Genomic DNA, 16,647 nt, shown 5'->3' with positions numbered 1-16,647 from the left:
TGACTGAATAGGACATAGTATGTCCAGCGTTAGTACAATCTCGGCGAGGTTAGATTGATGGTGTTTCTAGCGTTCTCACAACGAATTAAGCTTGCTTGCTCGTGATATCGTACTCAACTGTTAGCATATGACTAGCGTTCAAATATCCTTGACCTGGTACTGCCTAAGTCTAATCTAACTATAACAGCAGGTCCGGACTTCTTAGCTTAGCTGTTCTACGGAAAAAAAGGAACTGGTTATGCCAGCTGAACCAGACTCGCATCGTTGGTAAAAAACTTCTATAGCAGACGCCATACTGCTTTCCTCAACTGTGTAAGCGTTAAAGGGCAAAATTTAGTTGGAGTCTGTCAGTGCTTTCAATTTGCTGGCTAAAGCCGAACCGTGAAGATCTCGTGCTACAATGATACCCTGTGGGTCGATGAGTATAGAACTAGGAAAGCTGTTAACTCGGTAATGCTCAACTAACGGGTTGTTTTCGTCCGACAACACCTGAGGCCAACCGAGTGGATGATCATTCAGAAATCGTTGCAGATGCTTCGCTGAATCGTGACAAGCGATACTAACAAACTCAACCCGCTGATGGTCAACTTCTTTATAGAGTTGCTGCAAGTGAGGTATTTCGGCAATACAACCTTTACACCAGGTACCCCAAAAGTCGACGTAGACGTATTTTCCCTTTAGAGTAGCGGTTGAAAAAGGCTTGCCTGTAACAAAATCGTTAGCCACCAAAGGCTGAAATTCTACACCTGTCCGTAAATTATGAGTGGCCGGTAGAGGGGCTGTGCTCCCTTCCAGTTCCAGCCAGTCATGGTATCGATCCAAACCCTTATTGATGTAGCTCATACCACCTATCTCGATTGTTTCACCAAGTTTCACCAATTGCTGAGGGTCTGTTTTTCCTGACTTTAAACAGGACGTAGCGTCGATAAGCGTTGTGGCTTTGAAGTCAGGTCGGCAAAACCCCGAGGAGATGAACAGTTTATGCGTATCGTTTCCGACTTGTAGGGTAGCCACCCCATACTGCGCGAAATGGTAGACAAAGCTATCGCCCATACGCTTGATTACCAACGGCAACTCTAAGCGTTTGATTGCTCTTTTCTGATAGATTTCGTACTGAATAAGTTGGAAGTCAGTCAGCTTTTCCAGCACTGTGCCGGGCTTGATCGACTGCGGGTAAATAGGTTTTTCATTACCCAGATCAAGGTCATTGTTGGTATCGATTAGAACTGCCCATTGTCCCCGATCTTCGTCAAAACCACTGACGGCATTAAGAAAGCAGTGAATGGGCGTATTTGTCAACGTGGTTGTATCGGGTACCCATTTCCAATCCCGTTGAAGACGCTTAAAATTAGCGGGGGTTATTCGGCCCTGTTTATAATTTTGATAGACTAATTGACGGGCATTAAGCCAGATCATGGACTTCATTCGACTCGACCAATTCGTTGGAATCCCTCGAAGGGGTTGGCACATCTTACCCCATAAAGGGTCCTGTGGATCCTCAGGATGGAGGATATCAAAGTTGGGGTAGAAGGGCCCATATCCCGTTTTGAGCTGGTAGGGTATTCGGGCGAGGTATGTGGTTTGCTCCTCCTGGGAGTGGCAGCCAATTAGCAGAAAGAACAAACCAAGCGTGAGCAGATGCGGCTTCATATCCTTTAAAAGTGGATGGCTATATCAGCTATGAATGATGTGTGATACGGCGGATGATCATCCAGTTTTATTTGTCTGTAAGTAAGCTAATTTTCTGGAACAGTTCATTACTACAATTTATAGTACGCATTACTACTTAAGCCTTACTAATTAATAAGTTACCCGCGCAAAGACCTGGCTATGGCTACGGGCATGAATCGGTCAGCGAGGTAACTGTGCCCCTAATCAGGCAACCACTTAAAGGACGGCTGTTTCTCGTGTTCTAAAATTAGGTGCACGAATATTGCGTTTCAATCAGGGGAGAGCGCCCCCAGAAAAAAGCCACTTTGGTCGAACAAGACGTTAGCCTGGTGTGTATGGGCTTAGAAAAAAACGATGGTTAAACAGATTGAGATCGACGGAAACGCAATCCACGATATTGCCTCTTTTTATGAGCAGATCAACCGGGTGTTTATGATCGGGGAAAACTGGCGGATCGGCCCTAGTCTCGACGCGTTTGATGATTTACTGTACGGGGGCTATGGTGCTCTACAAGGAGCCCAATCGGTAGAACTTATCTGGCGCAATATGGACCATAGCCGCGAGGCCTTAGGCTATCAGGCCACCCGTGCGTATTATCTGGAAAAGCTGCGTCCCGGATCGCCTTACAATCAAACGTTATTTAACGAAAAGCTGAGCGCACTTGAGCGTGGCTGTGGCGAAACGTATTTTGACACTATCCTGGCAATCATTGCCGACCATCCAACCATCCGATTGATTGGTCAGTAGATAAACACGTACTTTTCATGGTTTGTACCATACAATCAGCGGGCGCTGCGTCGGGGTTCGTAGATGAGTCGGATAAACCAGCTGCTTACGGTCGACTGGTTAAGTGGCATGTTGCCAACAAGGCCAAGGAGTACGTTATTTTTCAGGGCGATACGCACTTGAGGACGGATCATCAGTGCGTCTGAGGCAGGCCAGGACTGATACAGTTCTACCCCCATAAACGCCTTGGAATGAGGGATGACGTAGTGCACCGCTATGTTCAGTTCATGGCCACCCGCCTGGATAGACCCCTGCTTAGATATTTCCCCTGCCCAGGACGCATAAACCAGGGTATGCCAATGCGCTCCCCACTTTTTGGCAGCTACCAAAAAAGGATGGCCCGCTTCGATGGCCGAAAAGCCAGCGGTGTTGGCTGCCGGGGGAAGCATTAACTCATTGGTATACCCTACCGCCAAGGAGGTTTGCCAGCGCTCCAGCACAGCATAGGTCCACTGGATAGACGTTTTAATGCTGTGCAGACGCCATGAAGCCGATCTGGGTTGGCCCTGATCCGGGTCAGCCAGGCTTACCTGCCCCGGCAATTCGATCTCCAGGCCGAGCCGGTTGACGGGGGCAAACTCGTATTCAATGAACGGATGCCAGCTTGTCGCACCTTTCTGCTGGCTGAACTCGGTGCCTACGTTCCATTCTCGTTCGCCCCGGCGAGCCCCCAGATCCCGCACCAGGTCCAGATACAAAGGTTCGGCGTGGGAAATCTTGGCCAGTCGAACCTTCTCCTCAGTTGGTTTAACGAGTGTATCGAAGGACGCACTCGGGCGCTGGGCCCAGCTTGGTCCGTAACTCAGCAACCACATTCCTATCCAGCCTAAAAACACCTTATTCATACCCTTTGCTGTTTTGTTGGGTCAAAGCTCCGGGGTGTTTCTGGAACGAATCTGGAATTTTAGAAAGAGACGGAGAAAATAAACTGGTTTCCCTCCGAAGCGATGGATGGGGTAAACTGATAGGTATCGCAGATAGACTTCACGATTGCTAAGCCCAGTCCCAGCGATTGCGGTTTATCACTTTGCTTGACAAATCGGCCGAACAACGTTTCGGGTTGTGCGATGGGCGTAGCAGCCGTGTTTTCAACGCGCAGAGATTGGTCAGCCAGTTGGATCGTAATCAGGCTCTCGCTAGCGGAATGAACCAGCGCATTGCGAATCAGGTTGCCGACCAGCATCGCCATCAAATGATGATTAGCCGCAACAACGATCTCGTTCTGGAAATCCAGTTCGACACGAAGAGATTTCTGCTCAGCCAGAAACGAGTACTCATCGACCGTCTGACGAATTAAATCACCTACGTTGACCGACTGCGTTTCGCCAAACTGCTGATTGTCAATTTTACTGATTAGCAACAGCGCCTTATTCATAGCCGATAATCGTTCCAGCTGCTGGGTTAGTATGTCCAGAGCCTGCGCATCATTGGCGGTCAGATCTGGGTTCTGAATCAGTTGCTCGGTTTGGTGCAGGGCAATTGCCAGGGGCGTTTGAATTTCGTGCGAAGCATTTTCAACAAATTGTTTTTGTTGTTGATAGACTCGCTGGTTAATGGCTGTCAGCTTCGCAATCGTCTCATTTAACTGATTAAATTCCTTGATGGAGCTACCGGGCAGTTGTAATGGCGTCACCTGATCCAGCCGAAAAGCGTTTAACTGAAGAAGCGTTCCGTAAAAGGGTTTCCAGAGTTTGCGCTGAAGAAGGCTATTGACCAGAAAGGCAATCAGAAGCAAGCCCACCATGACGTCCAGTGTACTATAGGCGATTATTTCACCCATGTCCTCCAGGTCAAGCAATGACGTCTCAATGCGCAGGCAATAATAAGTATCGGCTCGTTTAAACTTGGTCACCAGCTGCCGGTGAAGTTCGTTTTCTCCTTCGACCAACTCGTACCGGGAAATGTCCTCAAAATGCTCGTTCAGGGCGTTGTAATCCTGAGCGCTAATTGAGTCCAGGCGAAAATCGGTCGCTATGGGTATCGGGCGGATAGCTCTTTCCCAGGAGCGGAGACTGACCAGAATTTCAAGCTTGCGGTTGAGCAGCTTCTCGTCAATTTCGTCCCGCACTTCCTGGCTAACCTGGTCGTAAATATACAATCCGCTGATAAGCAGGGCCACCAGCAGAATAGCGGAACTGATCAGCGTACTTCGCGTCAATAGTCTCATGAGGGTATCGCTGGCTGATCGGTGGGCGTGAACTTATAGCCGATTCCGTAAACCGTTTGAATCGCTAACTCATACCCAACCTGACTGAATCGTCTGCGCAGATTTTTGATCTGCGAATAAATGAAATCATAGGAATCGACCTGATCAGACTGGTCACCCCATATATGCTCAGCTAAGGCTGATTTTTTGATGACCCGATTTGGATTGGTGGCGAACAACAGCAGCAGGTCATACTCTTTTCGGTTCAGCTCTAGGGCATGTTCATGTACATACACCACCCGCGCGTCCGTATCGATTTGCAGGGCACCGATTTCTAGCCTGGCTGTTCCTTTAAATTTCAGGCGTCGCAACAGCGAGTTGATCCGTGAGTTGAGTTCGGATAAATGGAACGGCTTGGGTAAATAATCATCGGCTCCCAGGTCTAAGCCCAGCAGTTTGTCGTCCAGTGAATCTTTGGCCGAAAGAATGATGGCTCCGGTATGATTATGGTCTTTCTTGAGCAATCTGAGCAGATCAATACCACTTCCTCCGGGCAACATAAGGTCGATCAAAACGCAGTCATAGGTGTAAACGCCAATTTTTTCCTGCCCCTGCTGATAGGTCGTGGCCAGCTCACAGACGTGTCCCTGTTGACTCAGGAATCGAATAATCGTCTGGCTGAGAGCCTGCTCATCTTCAATAAGTAATAATTTCATGGCTTGCCTGGCTATGCACAAATCAAGGCATAAAATCTGGAATGAATCTGGAATCTTGCTTCTGCCAACGTCATTTGTCGCCTATTTTCCTGGAGATGTGATGAGCCTTAGTTCGTAAAAGCGGCTTCCCAGATGGGAAGATAATAGCGCGTATGGCGTAGCTTTCCCTGCTTTGTCAGCGCCCCCAGTTCGACCATCTCGGCCAGATCACGGGTCGTGGTAGCTCTGGAGGTTTTGGCAATCCGGATGTAATTTTCAGCACTTAAACCTCCTTTGAAACCAGCGAGTCCTTCCCCAAACATACGCAACGCTACCTTGGTCTGCCGATCATTTAACCGGCCACGGTACGTGTCAAAATACCGAGCCTTGTAGACAATAAAGACGATCATTTTCTGAACGTAGACCTGGGTTTCCAAAATCATTCCAGAGAAATAGATCAACCATTCGGTGATATCCAACGAGAAATCGGCCCGCTCCAAAGCCTGATAGTAAGCTTTTTTGTCCCGTTCGATCGTAGTGGACAAGGCGGTAATCAATGATTGTCGGGCTCCGATGGCCAGTGCCTTTTCGGCAAGAGTACGTCCGATCCGCCCGTTGCCATCCTCAAAGGGGTGGATCAATTCGAAATACAAATGGGCCATGCCCGCGTGAACAACCGTTGGCATCTGCGCTTCAATGGCTCGATTGAACCAGTCGATGTATTGGCTCATCTGCGTTTCCACCTGGTCAGATGGAGGAGCTTCGTAGAACAAGATGGGCCTGTCTAACCGACCGGATACAATCTGCATGGGGTCAGTATGAGTCCGGTAGCCACCAATCGTTTCCAGATCAATTCGACCATTCATGATCATCTTATGCCACAAAAAAAGGTGTTCCTGAGTAAGAGGCTCCTGATAACTTCTGACTAAGTCGACCATCATCAGAGCAACACCTGTTTCTTTTGGCCCTGACCTCCTGCCGTCCGTTTGCAGGCCTAACTGGTGGCGGATTGACGACTGAACGGAATCGCGATCCAGGATCTCACCTTCGATTTTCGAGGTGTCCAGCGCTTCATTGCTGAGTAACGTAACCCGTAATTCATTGACCTCGTCGGCAGAAACGGCGGCCAGCGACCCAATGATGACCCCCGCATTTCGATGAAATTCCCGTTCAAAATGAACAAACTGAGCGGGATCGAATGTAAACTGTGGCCAGTTCGGTAGCTGCCAAATCCATTTCATGCGTTGTCAATTCGTGTTCTATAGCTCAATATTACTGAAAAAGTGAGTTAAGGGAACGAATTCTATACCTCATTTTCAGTAGTACCCGGGTGAGCTAGCCATAATTCGTTGCGGTGAACTGGATAAGGGCATTAGCCGACGAACAAGCGAAAAACCCTGATCAAACGAATATTGACAAGCCCGCAGAATACGTTTACTCGTTAACAAACTGAATAATGAAGCTCCCTTTGGGCGCAAACGTGTGTTGCCAGATAGAGGTGATCGGATAGGTCTCTGTTTTAAAGTCCATTAATGGATCTTCACCTTCCACAATGACTTTAAATTTTGAAAAACCCTTTGTGTATTTGGATAGGTTCAGTTTGACGGGCACTGCCTTATTTGTTCCATTGATGCCGACAAGGTAAGAAAGACCTTCCTTCTGACGGGCGAGAATAAGCTGTTCCCCCGGTTCAGCTACGATACTTTCCGTGTTGTCCCAACTGGCAGGCATGTCTTTCAGTAGTTGGCAGACGGGTACAGGCAATGAATCAAATACCTCCTTTGAATCCGCAAAGTGAATAATTCCCGATGTATAGATCATCGCAGTAGCCAACTCGTGAACGGCCGTGTTCAACCGGGGATATTTTCGAATGGTTAAGGCAAACGGAGTGTAGTCGGTAGGGCCTGCAACGTTTCGAGTAAAAGGCAATACGGTATTCTGCTCGGCGGCCAGATCTGGATATCTAGGTTCGTAAAAATAATGTTCCGCTCCTAAAACAGCCTCGGCGGTCATAAAATTAGGCCAGGTTCGATGCCAGCCTCTTGGAACGGTAGTACCATGAAGATTGATAAGTAGATGCTCTTTGGCGGCATCGTTAAAAAGCGAATCAAAGCAGCCCATCACCTCCTGCCGATCCGAACACCAGAAATCGATTTTAACTCCTTTGACGCCCATTGCTGCCAACTCTTTGAATCGTTTTTTTCGTTTTTCTGCGTCGAAATACGCTGCTGAATAGCCCCACACCATGGGCTTGATACCCCTGGCAGTGGCCTTGGCAATGATTCCCCCTTCGGTGTTGGCTTTTTCCCAGCCCGCATCAAACAGCGTATAACGAAAACCGAACGAAGCGGCCAAATCCGTGAACTGATTATACATTTCGGGGGAATGATCCTCGGGATGGGACCACCAGGACCAAGTAGCTTTTCCTGGCTCTATCCAGGACGTATCCTCAAGTTTAGAGGCTGGGGCCAGATCTGTAATCATGCTTGACAGTAGAATGTCCCCCGCCTGATCGCCAACGATAATGACCCGCCAGGGCATTGCCCAGGGAAGAGTGGATGTCGGATGATTGTCAGCGCCGAGGGGAAGGGTATATTTTTCGTCTTTTTCAGCGAAGGCAATTTTATACAGTCCACCTTTTGAATCGGCTTGCAGATGACACCCTGGAAACGAACCGTCCGTTCCCGACTCAGCCAGTAAGATCCAACTTTTGCCTTCATTTACTTGAAATAGGGCAGGCATACACCACCCTACAGATGGGTTACGGGGATTGTTGATTGAGTCGCCGGGATGTACGCTAAAATAAAAATCCTCATAGCCCGGCGTAACTTTTCCGGCTTTGTTATACGGCTGCAACCAGCCCTTCGCCTTTTTTTCAATCTGAAACCCTGTACGTTCCGCATTGATCACCCGCATTGTCGATGTCTGATCCGGAAATCGATAGCGGAAAGCTACGCCCTCGTTATCGGTCAGCAAATCAATGATCATCCGAGCACCCAACTTATTTTTAACCGTTATGCTCTTTGTTTCAAACGCGTGGTTTATCGTTTTGAAATGACCTGTTTTCAATTCATAATTCTCCCGTCTTACGTCAACGGGTGAAACATGAACGACTGAAAGTCCAGCCGTAAAGTTCTGGTCATTACAGTCCAGTCCGAGCGGAGAGTCGGCAATAATCATTTTACCCCGGCGGGTTACATTGTAACGTAATTCGCCGGTTTTAGTCAAAGACAAGGTGATTTTAGTTGATTCAGGCTTCGAACCCAGGCTCATCGACTGGCTTGCTGCGTCAAAGCCGCTGAAAAGGACGATGGCTCCCGCTAAACAGAAAAGAACGTTGAAAAAATGCAGCGGGTAGGCTAAAGGACTTATTTTCATAGAAGTGGGTTTACGAATCCTATGTAGGCGGACTGTTTTATTCACGGCGTATATTGCGATCTGGCAATCAACTACGTTCAGCGACTTCGTCCCGTGTCACCCTATATGCCGAATTGCAATGAAGCGCTAATGCTTGAGTGCCAGCGTAATAAAACACGCATCAGCACAGCTAGTAGTGGCTGATTCCTAGCCCTGGGCAGAAGCTGGTATCGGATTGAAAGTCAACTCTGGAAGGCAGGATGACCGGATTTATACTGATAAAGGTTACGGCTTGACCCGGTGGGTCGATCCAAAATCGGAGCGTTTACGGTCTGCCGCAACCCTTATAACACTTACGAGGGCATCAAGAAAGCGATGAGACTAATTTACGGTAATGAGATGATTGATAGCTTAATCAATTTCGGAAGCATTTGACAACATAAATTAATCCAGATAATAAAAAGGGAGCGGCTACGCTCTGCCGTATGGTTACAAAAGTATAAGAGCGTTCATGGTATTGATATTCAGTAAGTTAAATATTATTAAGCGAGTAAAACAAGCTGTTCTTAATGCTACTACTTTAGTGCTCTTTGTTTGGTTATCTGTCATAGCCAATTGCCTAAGCCAATCAGCATGAGCATAGCCCACACCGCGAAAGGTTGTGTAAGATTATCGAATAGGCAAAAGGAGCTACGCGTTACGCTTTGGTTTATCAATCGCATCAGTCAGCAGATTCTTCACCACCTTCGGTTTGCCTTTCCGGCCTGTTGCTGCTTTGGTGAGGGATTCCGATTTGGTGTCCGCTTTACCGAAGCCAAGGGCCTGAGCCATGTAGGCGGTGGGGTTCTTGGCCACCCGCTTCCCGTGATGGAACTCGGTGTGCAGCCGGATAAAGGTGTTCATCAACTCGATGTCTTCCAGAATCTGATTCTGCTGTTTTTTGGTGAACTTGTAATCATGGATGAGGTTACGAGCAATGACTACAACTTCGTGAGGCTGCATAGTCTGAGCTGTGAGCAGATCAACTTCCACATCATTGTTGATCAGGTCTTGATCTGACTGCACTACAAAGCGCAACTCGGTGACCGCTTTGCCATTTTTGAGGGAAGGTGTAAAGTCGAATTGTAAACCAATCTTCTGAGACAGTTCCGATTGAGCAACGGTCAGGGCTTTTCGCTTGAAATCGTAGTAATCGTGTTCGGGGGGGTAGTTGAGCGCGGTACGTAGTTTCGATACTTCATAGGTAAACTCTTTCTGTCCTCGTCCGTAGAACATCATGATAATTTCGTACATACGCTGGGCGTAGATGGAGGAGAGCGACAGCATGAGCTTGAGGCTATAGCTGGTGTAGCGTTTTCCTAATTCGATGAAACTCGGAACAACTTCAGACAGCATCAACAGCTCTAGGTGTCGCTTCCCGTTTAGTATCATACTGCGTACGCGGGGAAAAGGCACTATGTAATCAAATTCTGGCTCGAAAGGATCAGAGAAGTTCTGATAAACAATGCGTTTTGTGTTAAGCGTGTTGGCTGCCGCAGATATTTTGCCGTGGTGACTGTCAGTCAGTTCTGTATAAGGGATTAGCAAGGTAACGTTCTGCCCTTTCTGCCATGACTGAGCAATTTGTCGAAGCTGATTAATAGCTAGAACTACAATCTTCTTTTCCATCTCCGTAAACTCCTGCCTGCTTTCAGTAATGATATTAGGCTGATAGTTATTGGGTCGGGGATAGAAAGCGATCTGTAACTGTTCCGTCTGCGAGCTCATGGGATAGGAGGGCATCTAAGGGACGAAAGATAAGAATATATACCGACTTCAGAAAGAATGACGTCGGTATTATCAATGAATATACATAATAAAAACTCCCCCCAAAAGTCGGTTTTCTAAGGGTGTGTATTTTATGTGTGATAAGCTAGAAAATAGAAGGAGCTAGAAGTAAAAAGTAAAGTATGGTGTATAAAGAATACAGTTAGTGTACAAAAACTGTACATAGCTACACTAAATTGTAGCCATTGAGAGAGATTACCAGGCGTTACGTTATCCTGTAACTAAAAACCGACTTTTAATTGTGGAAAGTCGGTTTTCTTACTACAAAAACTCCCCCCAAAAGTCGGTTTTACTCCCCCCAAAAGTCGGTTTTCTTACTACAAAACTCCCCCCAAAAGTCGGTTTTACTCCCCCCAAAAGTCGGTTTTACTCCCCCCAAAAGTCGGTTTTCTCCTTGTAGCAAGTTGACTATCAATTAGTTGCAGGCCCCTTAATCAATACAAATCAATCAAAAGAAAAATATTTGATAACTTTTTCAAAATTTGATCACCTCACCACAATCTGCATCGAGAGAAAAAAATCAAAAAAAATCAAAAGAGCGGAGGAGAAAGAAAAGAAACAGGCTAGAGCAGATATTTACTTTTTAGGTAAATAAAGCAAACTCTTCTGTCTACACAGATCACGCTGAAAGTAACCGTCTGCGTAGCCATGAAGAGCCTGCTTTTAGGCGGGTGATTAGTCAGAACAATTTTGTGAACTGGCACTAGACGTCTTTCTTCTTAAGAATTCCTTTATCAACACTATCGTTGATCAGCTGCTCGGCATATTGCCAGATGACTTTGGACCCTCGTTGTATAACCTGCTTTTTAGCGTACACTTTTTCGTAGTCCACATCGAACTCAGTCCAAGTGCCCCCGTTATTCGATGTGTTCTGAAGTAGGGGTTCCAGTCGGTCCATAGCGCGGGCAAACTTCGCTTCGTCGGTTTGCCCTTCTTCAAACTCTTCCCAGACAGCCATCAGCTCTTGGGCTTGGTGATTGGGCAATAAACCAAAGATCCGGTGCGCGGCTTTTCGTTCCTCCTCGGTATTGTCGTGGCTTTTCTGTGTGTCGTAAATAAACGTGTCTCCAGCGTCTATCTCGACAAGGTCGTGAATTAGCAACATCTTAATAACCTTGAGCAGATCAACCGCAACATTCGCATGTTCGGCCAAGACCAGCGCCATCAGGGCCAAGTGCCAGCTGTGCTCGGCGTCGTTCTCGTTTCGATCACTGTTGAAAAGTTTCGTCCTGCGGAGAATGTACTTAAGCTTGTCCACTTCCTTGATGAAGGCAATTTGCCGGAAGAGATCTGTCGATTCCATCGGTGTTTTTTTAGTGATGGGACAAAATTGAGCCGCACGGGTGTAAACTCAATTGCCAAATGACAGGAAATAGCTTATCGGTTTCTTCGTATCCGGCTTAGCGAGGAAGGAGTGATACCCAGGTAGGACGCCAGCATCGTGAGCGGAACCCGGTTGGCCAACCCCGGATAATGGTCAAGAAAGTTCTGATACCGCTGCTGGGCATCCTGTACGAGCATGTTGCTGGTAAATTTCAGCTTGTTTTCCAGCGCGTGCAGTGTAATGTTGGCGAACATGCCGGGCCATTCGGGGATGAGTGTGGAAAGCTGGTTGAAATCTTCCCGGGAAAATACCCAGAGTTCACAATCCGTGATGGCTTCGATGTATTCTGCAGAAGGTAGCTCATCGCGAAAACTGTTAATGTCGACGACGAACCGGTTTTCATAAACGAAATAGCGGGTGAAGCTGTCGCCCCGTTTGTCGTAGTAACAGACCCTGAAAATACCGTCTGTAACGTAGCCTATCTGGTTAGAAATTTTTCCAGCTTCGGCAAAATAGGCCCCTTTGGCAATGGTCCGGCGTTTAGCCCTGATCCGGATGAGTTCGCGCTGCTGCGCATTGAGGTAGCCGAATTGGGCCAGATAGGTGAAGAGTTCTTCCATTGGCCAAAGCCGGGGTTGATCGGTAGTTGTGTCGGTAAAAATGATGAACAGGTTCTCCTGCTGAACAACGAAGCGGATAAAGTCGTGCCGTTTACTTGGATTCATGCCCGATAGGTATCATTAGGCTGGCACGACTTTATCCGCCGAGCAACGGTCTAGCCAAGAAAATCGCTGATGAATCTAGCGGTTTCGACTGGCTTCTCTTCCTGGACGAAGTGGCCTGACCCCGCTACTTTCTGGAGTGTCAGGGTATCGACGTAAGGAGGGAGCACTGAAGTAAGCATCGCGTAACCGGCCGGGCTGGCGATGTCAAGCGTTGTTGCTTCGATCTTCTGGCCTCTGATAGCCTGAATGTCTTCAGCAAAGGCCTGATACCAGCCATTGGATGCTCGTATCGCGTCCCGGCTGTTGTAAGCCCGTGCGTAGACCTGCCGGTCGAAAGGGCTGATGGCTGTCTTATCTTCCAGCAATTGGTCAAACAGCCAATTTTGCACCAGATCAAACTGGCCTTCTAGTGGTTGTTCCGGCAAATCCCTGATCTGGTTGAAGGCTAGCCACCACGGATAAACACCCGCTCCGACTGGAAGCACAGGAAGTTTGTACAGATTGTCGTCGGGATGTGGACTGTCCAGCAGAATAAGCGTGCTGGTCTGCCGGGGAAAGTGAGCCGCGAAGCTGAAAGCCACGGCAGCACCGATGTCGTGACCAGCAATATTCGCCTGCCCGATGCCCAACTGATCCAGCAAGCCCGCCACATCGCCCGCCATCGCTTTTTTTGTATAACCCGTCGGAGGTTTGGCTGAACTACCTATTCCTCATAGTTCAACCACGATGACCTGGTAATTTTCGGCCAACAGGAGCATACTTTTGTGGTAACTCCACCAAGTCTGGGGTCAGTCGGGCAACAGAACCAGTGGTTTACCCTGGCCACCCATAACGTAGTGGAGCCGAACGCCATCGACGGTCAGGTAGCTGCTCGTGAAACCGGGTAACTGTTTTACTAATTCTTCGTCAGCCATAAGATCGGCGGTGTTAATTGTCTACATGCCTTATTTGTCTTTTACGGCGTTTATTATTGTAAATGAACTAGGGCTCATAAAAAGTTTTTGATGGCATTAGAGGTGATTTATGGCGCTCTGGGAGGATTATCAACCATGCACTGGGTAATTTTCCAGCTGGCCTGAGTGATTTTATGATTTGTTGGGCATGACAAGCACCATCTTGACAGAAGATGTTCGATAGTGAATATTGTAATCTTGACAAGGCTCATTTGCACAAACGTTATGCGAGAGCATGCTGGGTTCTATTCTACCAGATTTCATTATATTGTACACAGTTTAGTCAATCGACTAACCCATAGGCTCCTATACGACTTCAGAAATCATGAAACAGATAGAATTTCAGGCATAAAGAACATAGCTAGTCAACTGAAAACGTTTTTCTGGGATGTGATCCGGGGAAAAGTTAAGATTGATATACATAGCTTTTCGTAAGGTCACTTATAGAACTTCTAAATCGTTTTTAATCATGAAAATGAACTATATAGATCTTCTTGCATCTGGTCTTGTCTGTGTGATAGTCATTGCTATGACGGGTAATTATCTGTTTGCATATCCCGCTGACTTTTTCTTTCTGGCTGCTGGCCTGTCTTATCGTCGGCAGAGACGATTGATCGGCAAGTAGGCGGGTTTAAAAGGTAAGCATCATGCATATCAGGCCTATTTCTTGGCTTTTCGAACGAATGTCTAGATTATGTTTTTGTTCGGGCTTACTACCTCATTACTAGCTGTAAGACATACTGTTTCATCTTTCGGCGAAAGGTGTCGTTGCGCTGAAACCTCTTTTATATGAAGCCGCACATTCAGACATACAAGTAACCTATAATACCCAATGACGTTGAAACAAATCCTTTTTGTCTGGCTGTTACTACTGACCGTGAATGCCCATGCGCAATTAATCGATACACTTGTTAACGCTCGGCCTTATCGACTTCATGTTAGGATGCTAAAAGGTAAGAAGGCCCCCATCCTTTTCGAATCGGGGGGCGGACAGGATGCTTCCCAGTGGGACTCGATTGCCGCAGTTGTGCACCAGCGTCTTGGGGCAACTGTCATTACCTATGATCGGGCGGGCTTTGGCCAGAGTAGTTTTGATACGGCGGGTTACACGATCCTCCAGGAAATCAAAAGTTTAGAGAAGGCGTTGCACCAGTTTGGCTACCGCAATACCCCTCTGTTACTGGTTGGTTAGGCGCCTTTTACAATTGGGTTTACGCGGTCCGGCATCCGACTCAGGTGAAAGGTATTATTCTGGTCGATCCGCGCATACCCTCCTACGCCGACATGCGCCTGGCCAGAACCTATTTTCAGCGTCTGGATCGAAAAGACTATGAAGCGGGGTACATGAGCTTGTACTATCTGCTGGCTCGCATGGAGCGGACCAGTGACTATGTCAGGCAACTGACGCTGCCCGCCAGTATTCCTTTGCTGGATATCATGGCTGAGCGGGGACCGTTTTCAGAAGCTAGCGAAAACGAGCGATTTAAGGCTGACCAGCGTAACCTGGTGAAAGGACATGGTAACCGGCATCTGGTTTATGCAGCAGGCACTTCTCACAACATTCCTCAAGATAAGCCAGCCTTGTTGATCGAAGAAATTGTCCATTTCTACAAGCAACACTTGTAATCTATCAGATCTACTGGATACAAAGGAACCGTGCGATTCAAAATTGATCCTACGACAGATTACCGCAACCATCTTTACCAGAAGACATTAAAAATTCGGTTGTTCTCATTCTCGGGCGCATAGTTATGGAAATCTCGATTACTACCGCAGCGTTCACCCGGATAATAGTGTGTTCGACTGCTCCGATAGCATGACTGATCATAGACTGAAAAGAGTTAATCCTGTTGCTAACAACTCTCCAGGTTCAAAAACAGAGAAACTTTAGCTCATACGTAAGGACAAACGGCTAGGCGAGTACCTTTGCTCGCTGAACCGCGCAACCTTATGCTCAAGTATCTATCTGGTTTTCTTTTTTTTCTGATCTCTCTCAACGTAACTGCCCAGTCAGCGGCTTCGCCCAAGATAAAAGTGTTGCTGGTGGGAAGTATTCACTTCACCCCATCCACTCAAGACGCCTATCAAAACAAGGTGGTTGATGTTCGGGATAAGGAACGCCAGAAGAAGCTTGATCAGATGCTCACGCAGTTGAGCCAGTTTTTGCCAAACCAAATCTGTATTGAGGTTCCTACGAAGGGACAAAGCAAGGTCGACAGTGAATACCATCAGTATTTGAAAGGTCAATTCAAACCTGGCACGGATGAAGTTGACCAGATCGCCTATCCGCTGGCGAAGCGGCTCAAACTACCAACCCTAACCTGCGTCAACTACCGGGGCTCATTCGACTTGGAGCCTGTTAATGCGTATGCAAAGGCGAACGGGCAGACAGCGATACTGAAAGCACTCGATCAGTTTGCCAGTCGTACCATGACCGGTGTGGTAGACGTTCAGGAAAAGCAATCGATAACAGACTTGTACCGGTTTATCAACTCGAAGGAGGAGCTGCGGAAAAATGCCTCAATCTATACGGAATTTGCAACACGGATTGGACAGGGATCAAACTATCCGGGTACCGATCTGGTAGCCAACTGGTACAGTACAAATCTCCATATCTATACCAACATCCTGCGAGCGATTCGCCCCGGTGATAAAGCCATTATGGTGTTGTTTGGTTATGGTCACATTCCTATTCTGAAACACCTCTTCGAGTCAAACACCCAATTTGAGGTAGTTGACGTAAGCGATGTACTCAAGAAATAAGTAACCGCATCCGCCAGACTACAGAAACGCTTCTGACGAACGGAGCGATTCACTTCCGTACGTTTATTCTTTGTGGGCGAGTAGCTGGAAATGAGCATCAATGACGAATAACCTCTTACTAGTCAGCGTCTTGCTGAACGCTCATGGCCGTTGTAAGAATACAGTGGAGTTAAGACTTACGTACTTACTACACCTAATTCGACTACACTGGGTAACCTCGATATTCTGATCGGCCTTTAGGCGGGCAACCCAACAATGACCGGGAGCGCCAATCTAATGCTCGGTTACCAGGCCGGTAAGGTAAATAAATACGATGGGGAGTGGTAATGTGTTTATAGTCCATACCTCGGGCCTCAAAACATAATGTGGAAGCACAGCCTGAAAGCCAAGGCAAGTAATG

At 47.4% G+C, this 16,647-nt stretch carries 15 protein-coding genes; 4 read left to right on the top strand and 11 right to left on the bottom strand.

Translation table 11 applies throughout. The features are described 5' to 3' along the window. Positions 1–333: 333 nt before the first annotated feature. A complete protein-coding gene (locus tag LQ777_RS29830; protein WP_232564080.1) occupies positions 334–1,650 on the bottom strand; it encodes a TlpA family protein disulfide reductase in 1,317 nt (438 codons plus the stop codon). A 375-nt stretch (positions 1,651–2,025) separates the two neighbouring features. Between LQ777_RS29830 and LQ777_RS29825 the strand changes: the two genes are divergently transcribed. Beyond that, positions 2,026–2,418, top strand: coding sequence for a barstar family protein (locus tag LQ777_RS29825; RefSeq protein ID WP_232564079.1), 393 nt, complete (start codon positions 2,026–2,028; stop codon positions 2,416–2,418). A gap of 35 nt (positions 2,419–2,453) precedes the next feature. On the opposite strand, the gene LQ777_RS29820 is transcribed toward LQ777_RS29825, so the two are convergent. From LQ777_RS29820 to LQ777_RS30575, 10 genes are all read right to left on the bottom strand, one after another. Next, a complete protein-coding gene (locus LQ777_RS29820) occupies positions 2,454–3,302 on the bottom strand; it encodes an HAEPLYID family protein (RefSeq protein WP_232564078.1) in 849 nt (282 codons plus the stop codon). Positions 3,303–3,361: 59 nt separating this feature from the next. Beyond that, a complete protein-coding gene (locus LQ777_RS29815; protein ID WP_232564077.1) occupies positions 3,362–4,624 on the bottom strand; it encodes a sensor histidine kinase in 1,263 nt (420 codons plus the stop codon). Beyond that, positions 4,621–5,319 carry a response regulator transcription factor gene (locus LQ777_RS29810; RefSeq protein ID WP_232564076.1) on the bottom strand — a complete coding sequence of 233 codons (699 nt, stop codon included), beginning with the start codon at positions 5,317–5,319 and terminating at the stop codon, positions 4,621–4,623. The genes LQ777_RS29815 and LQ777_RS29810 overlap by 4 nt, the downstream gene beginning before the upstream one ends. A 107-nt stretch (positions 5,320–5,426) precedes the next feature. Then, positions 5,427–6,539, bottom strand: coding sequence for a Fic family protein (locus LQ777_RS29805; protein ID WP_232564075.1), 1,113 nt, complete (start codon positions 6,537–6,539; stop codon positions 5,427–5,429). A 193-nt stretch (positions 6,540–6,732) separates the two neighbouring features. Next, on the bottom strand, positions 6,733–8,676 hold the full coding sequence (locus LQ777_RS29800) for a glycoside hydrolase family 97 protein (RefSeq protein ID WP_232564074.1): 1,944 nt from the start codon (positions 8,674–8,676) through the stop codon (positions 6,733–6,735). Between the two features lie 669 nt (positions 8,677–9,345). After that, entirely contained in the window at positions 9,346–10,422 is a 1,077-nt protein-coding gene (locus LQ777_RS29795) for a replication initiation protein (protein ID WP_232564073.1), read from the bottom strand. A 763-nt stretch (positions 10,423–11,185) separates the two neighbouring features. Further along, on the bottom strand, positions 11,186–11,785 hold the full coding sequence (locus LQ777_RS29790; protein WP_232564072.1) for an HD domain-containing protein: 600 nt from the start codon (positions 11,783–11,785) through the stop codon (positions 11,186–11,188). A gap of 74 nt (positions 11,786–11,859) precedes the next feature. Then, positions 11,860–12,531, bottom strand: a complete 672-nt coding sequence (locus LQ777_RS29785) for a Crp/Fnr family transcriptional regulator (protein ID WP_341871396.1) — start codon at positions 12,529–12,531, stop codon at positions 11,860–11,862. Between the two features lie 50 nt (positions 12,532–12,581). Further along, a complete protein-coding gene (locus tag LQ777_RS29780) occupies positions 12,582–13,238 on the bottom strand; it encodes an alpha/beta fold hydrolase (protein WP_255720967.1) in 657 nt (218 codons plus the stop codon). Positions 13,239–13,319: 81 nt separating this feature from the next. After that, the gene (locus LQ777_RS30575) at positions 13,320–13,445 is read right to left on the bottom strand and encodes a hypothetical protein (RefSeq protein ID WP_255720966.1); all 126 of its coding nucleotides are present in this window, start codon (positions 13,443–13,445) and stop codon (positions 13,320–13,322) included. 877 nt (positions 13,446–14,322) lie between these two features. On the opposite strand from LQ777_RS30575, the gene LQ777_RS29775 reads away from it, so the two are divergent. From LQ777_RS29775 to LQ777_RS29765, 3 genes are all read left to right on the top strand, one after another. Next, positions 14,323–14,676 (top strand): alpha/beta fold hydrolase, encoded by a 354-nt coding sequence (locus LQ777_RS29775; protein ID WP_232564070.1) that lies wholly within the window; start codon positions 14,323–14,325, stop codon positions 14,674–14,676. A gap of 44 nt (positions 14,677–14,720) precedes the next feature. Continuing rightward, positions 14,721–15,110, top strand: coding sequence for a hypothetical protein (locus LQ777_RS29770; RefSeq protein ID WP_232564069.1), 390 nt, complete (start codon positions 14,721–14,723; stop codon positions 15,108–15,110). Positions 15,111–15,434: 324 nt separating this feature from the next. After that, the gene (locus LQ777_RS29765; protein ID WP_232564068.1) at positions 15,435–16,247 is read left to right on the top strand and encodes a DUF5694 domain-containing protein; all 813 of its coding nucleotides are present in this window, start codon (positions 15,435–15,437) and stop codon (positions 16,245–16,247) included. Positions 16,248–16,647 lie beyond the last annotated feature (400 nt).

Origin of the sequence: Spirosoma oryzicola, from assembly GCF_021233055.1 — a bacterium.
Classification (GTDB): Bacteria; Bacteroidota; Bacteroidia; order Cytophagales; family Spirosomataceae; genus Spirosoma; species Spirosoma oryzicola.
This window is presented reverse-complemented; position numbering and strand designations above follow the sequence as displayed.

Excerpts from the sequence above, each read along its gene's own strand:
- LQ777_RS29800 (WP_232564074.1), bottom strand. The coding sequence starts at position 8,676 with ATGAAAATAAGTCCTTTAGCCTACCCGCTGCATTTTTTCAACGTTCTT.
- LQ777_RS29815 (WP_232564077.1), bottom strand. The coding sequence starts at position 4,624 with ATGAGACTATTGACGCGAAGTACGCTGATCAGTTCCGCTATTCTGCTG.
- LQ777_RS29790 (WP_232564072.1), bottom strand. The coding sequence starts at position 11,785 with ATGGAATCGACAGATCTCTTCCGGCAAATTGCCTTCATCAAGGAAGTG.
- LQ777_RS29820 (WP_232564078.1), bottom strand. The coding sequence starts at position 3,302 with ATGAATAAGGTGTTTTTAGGCTGGATAGGAATGTGGTTGCTGAGTTAC.
- LQ777_RS30575 (WP_255720966.1), bottom strand. The coding sequence starts at position 13,445 with ATGGCTGACGAAGAATTAGTAAAACAGTTACCCGGTTTCACGAGCAGC.
- LQ777_RS29810 (WP_232564076.1), bottom strand. The coding sequence starts at position 5,319 with ATGAAATTATTACTTATTGAAGATGAGCAGGCTCTCAGCCAGACGATT.
- LQ777_RS29830 (WP_232564080.1), bottom strand. The coding sequence starts at position 1,650 with ATGAAGCCGCATCTGCTCACGCTTGGTTTGTTCTTTCTGCTAATTGGC.
- LQ777_RS29805 (WP_232564075.1), bottom strand. The coding sequence starts at position 6,539 with ATGAAATGGATTTGGCAGCTACCGAACTGGCCACAGTTTACATTCGAT.
- LQ777_RS29765 (WP_232564068.1), top strand. The coding sequence starts at position 15,435 with ATGCTCAAGTATCTATCTGGTTTTCTTTTTTTTCTGATCTCTCTCAAC.
- LQ777_RS29825 (WP_232564079.1), top strand. The coding sequence starts at position 2,026 with ATGGTTAAACAGATTGAGATCGACGGAAACGCAATCCACGATATTGCC.
- LQ777_RS29785 (WP_341871396.1), bottom strand. The coding sequence starts at position 12,531 with ATGAATCCAAGTAAACGGCACGACTTTATCCGCTTCGTTGTTCAGCAG.
- LQ777_RS29795 (WP_232564073.1), bottom strand. The coding sequence starts at position 10,422 with ATGAGCTCGCAGACGGAACAGTTACAGATCGCTTTCTATCCCCGACCC.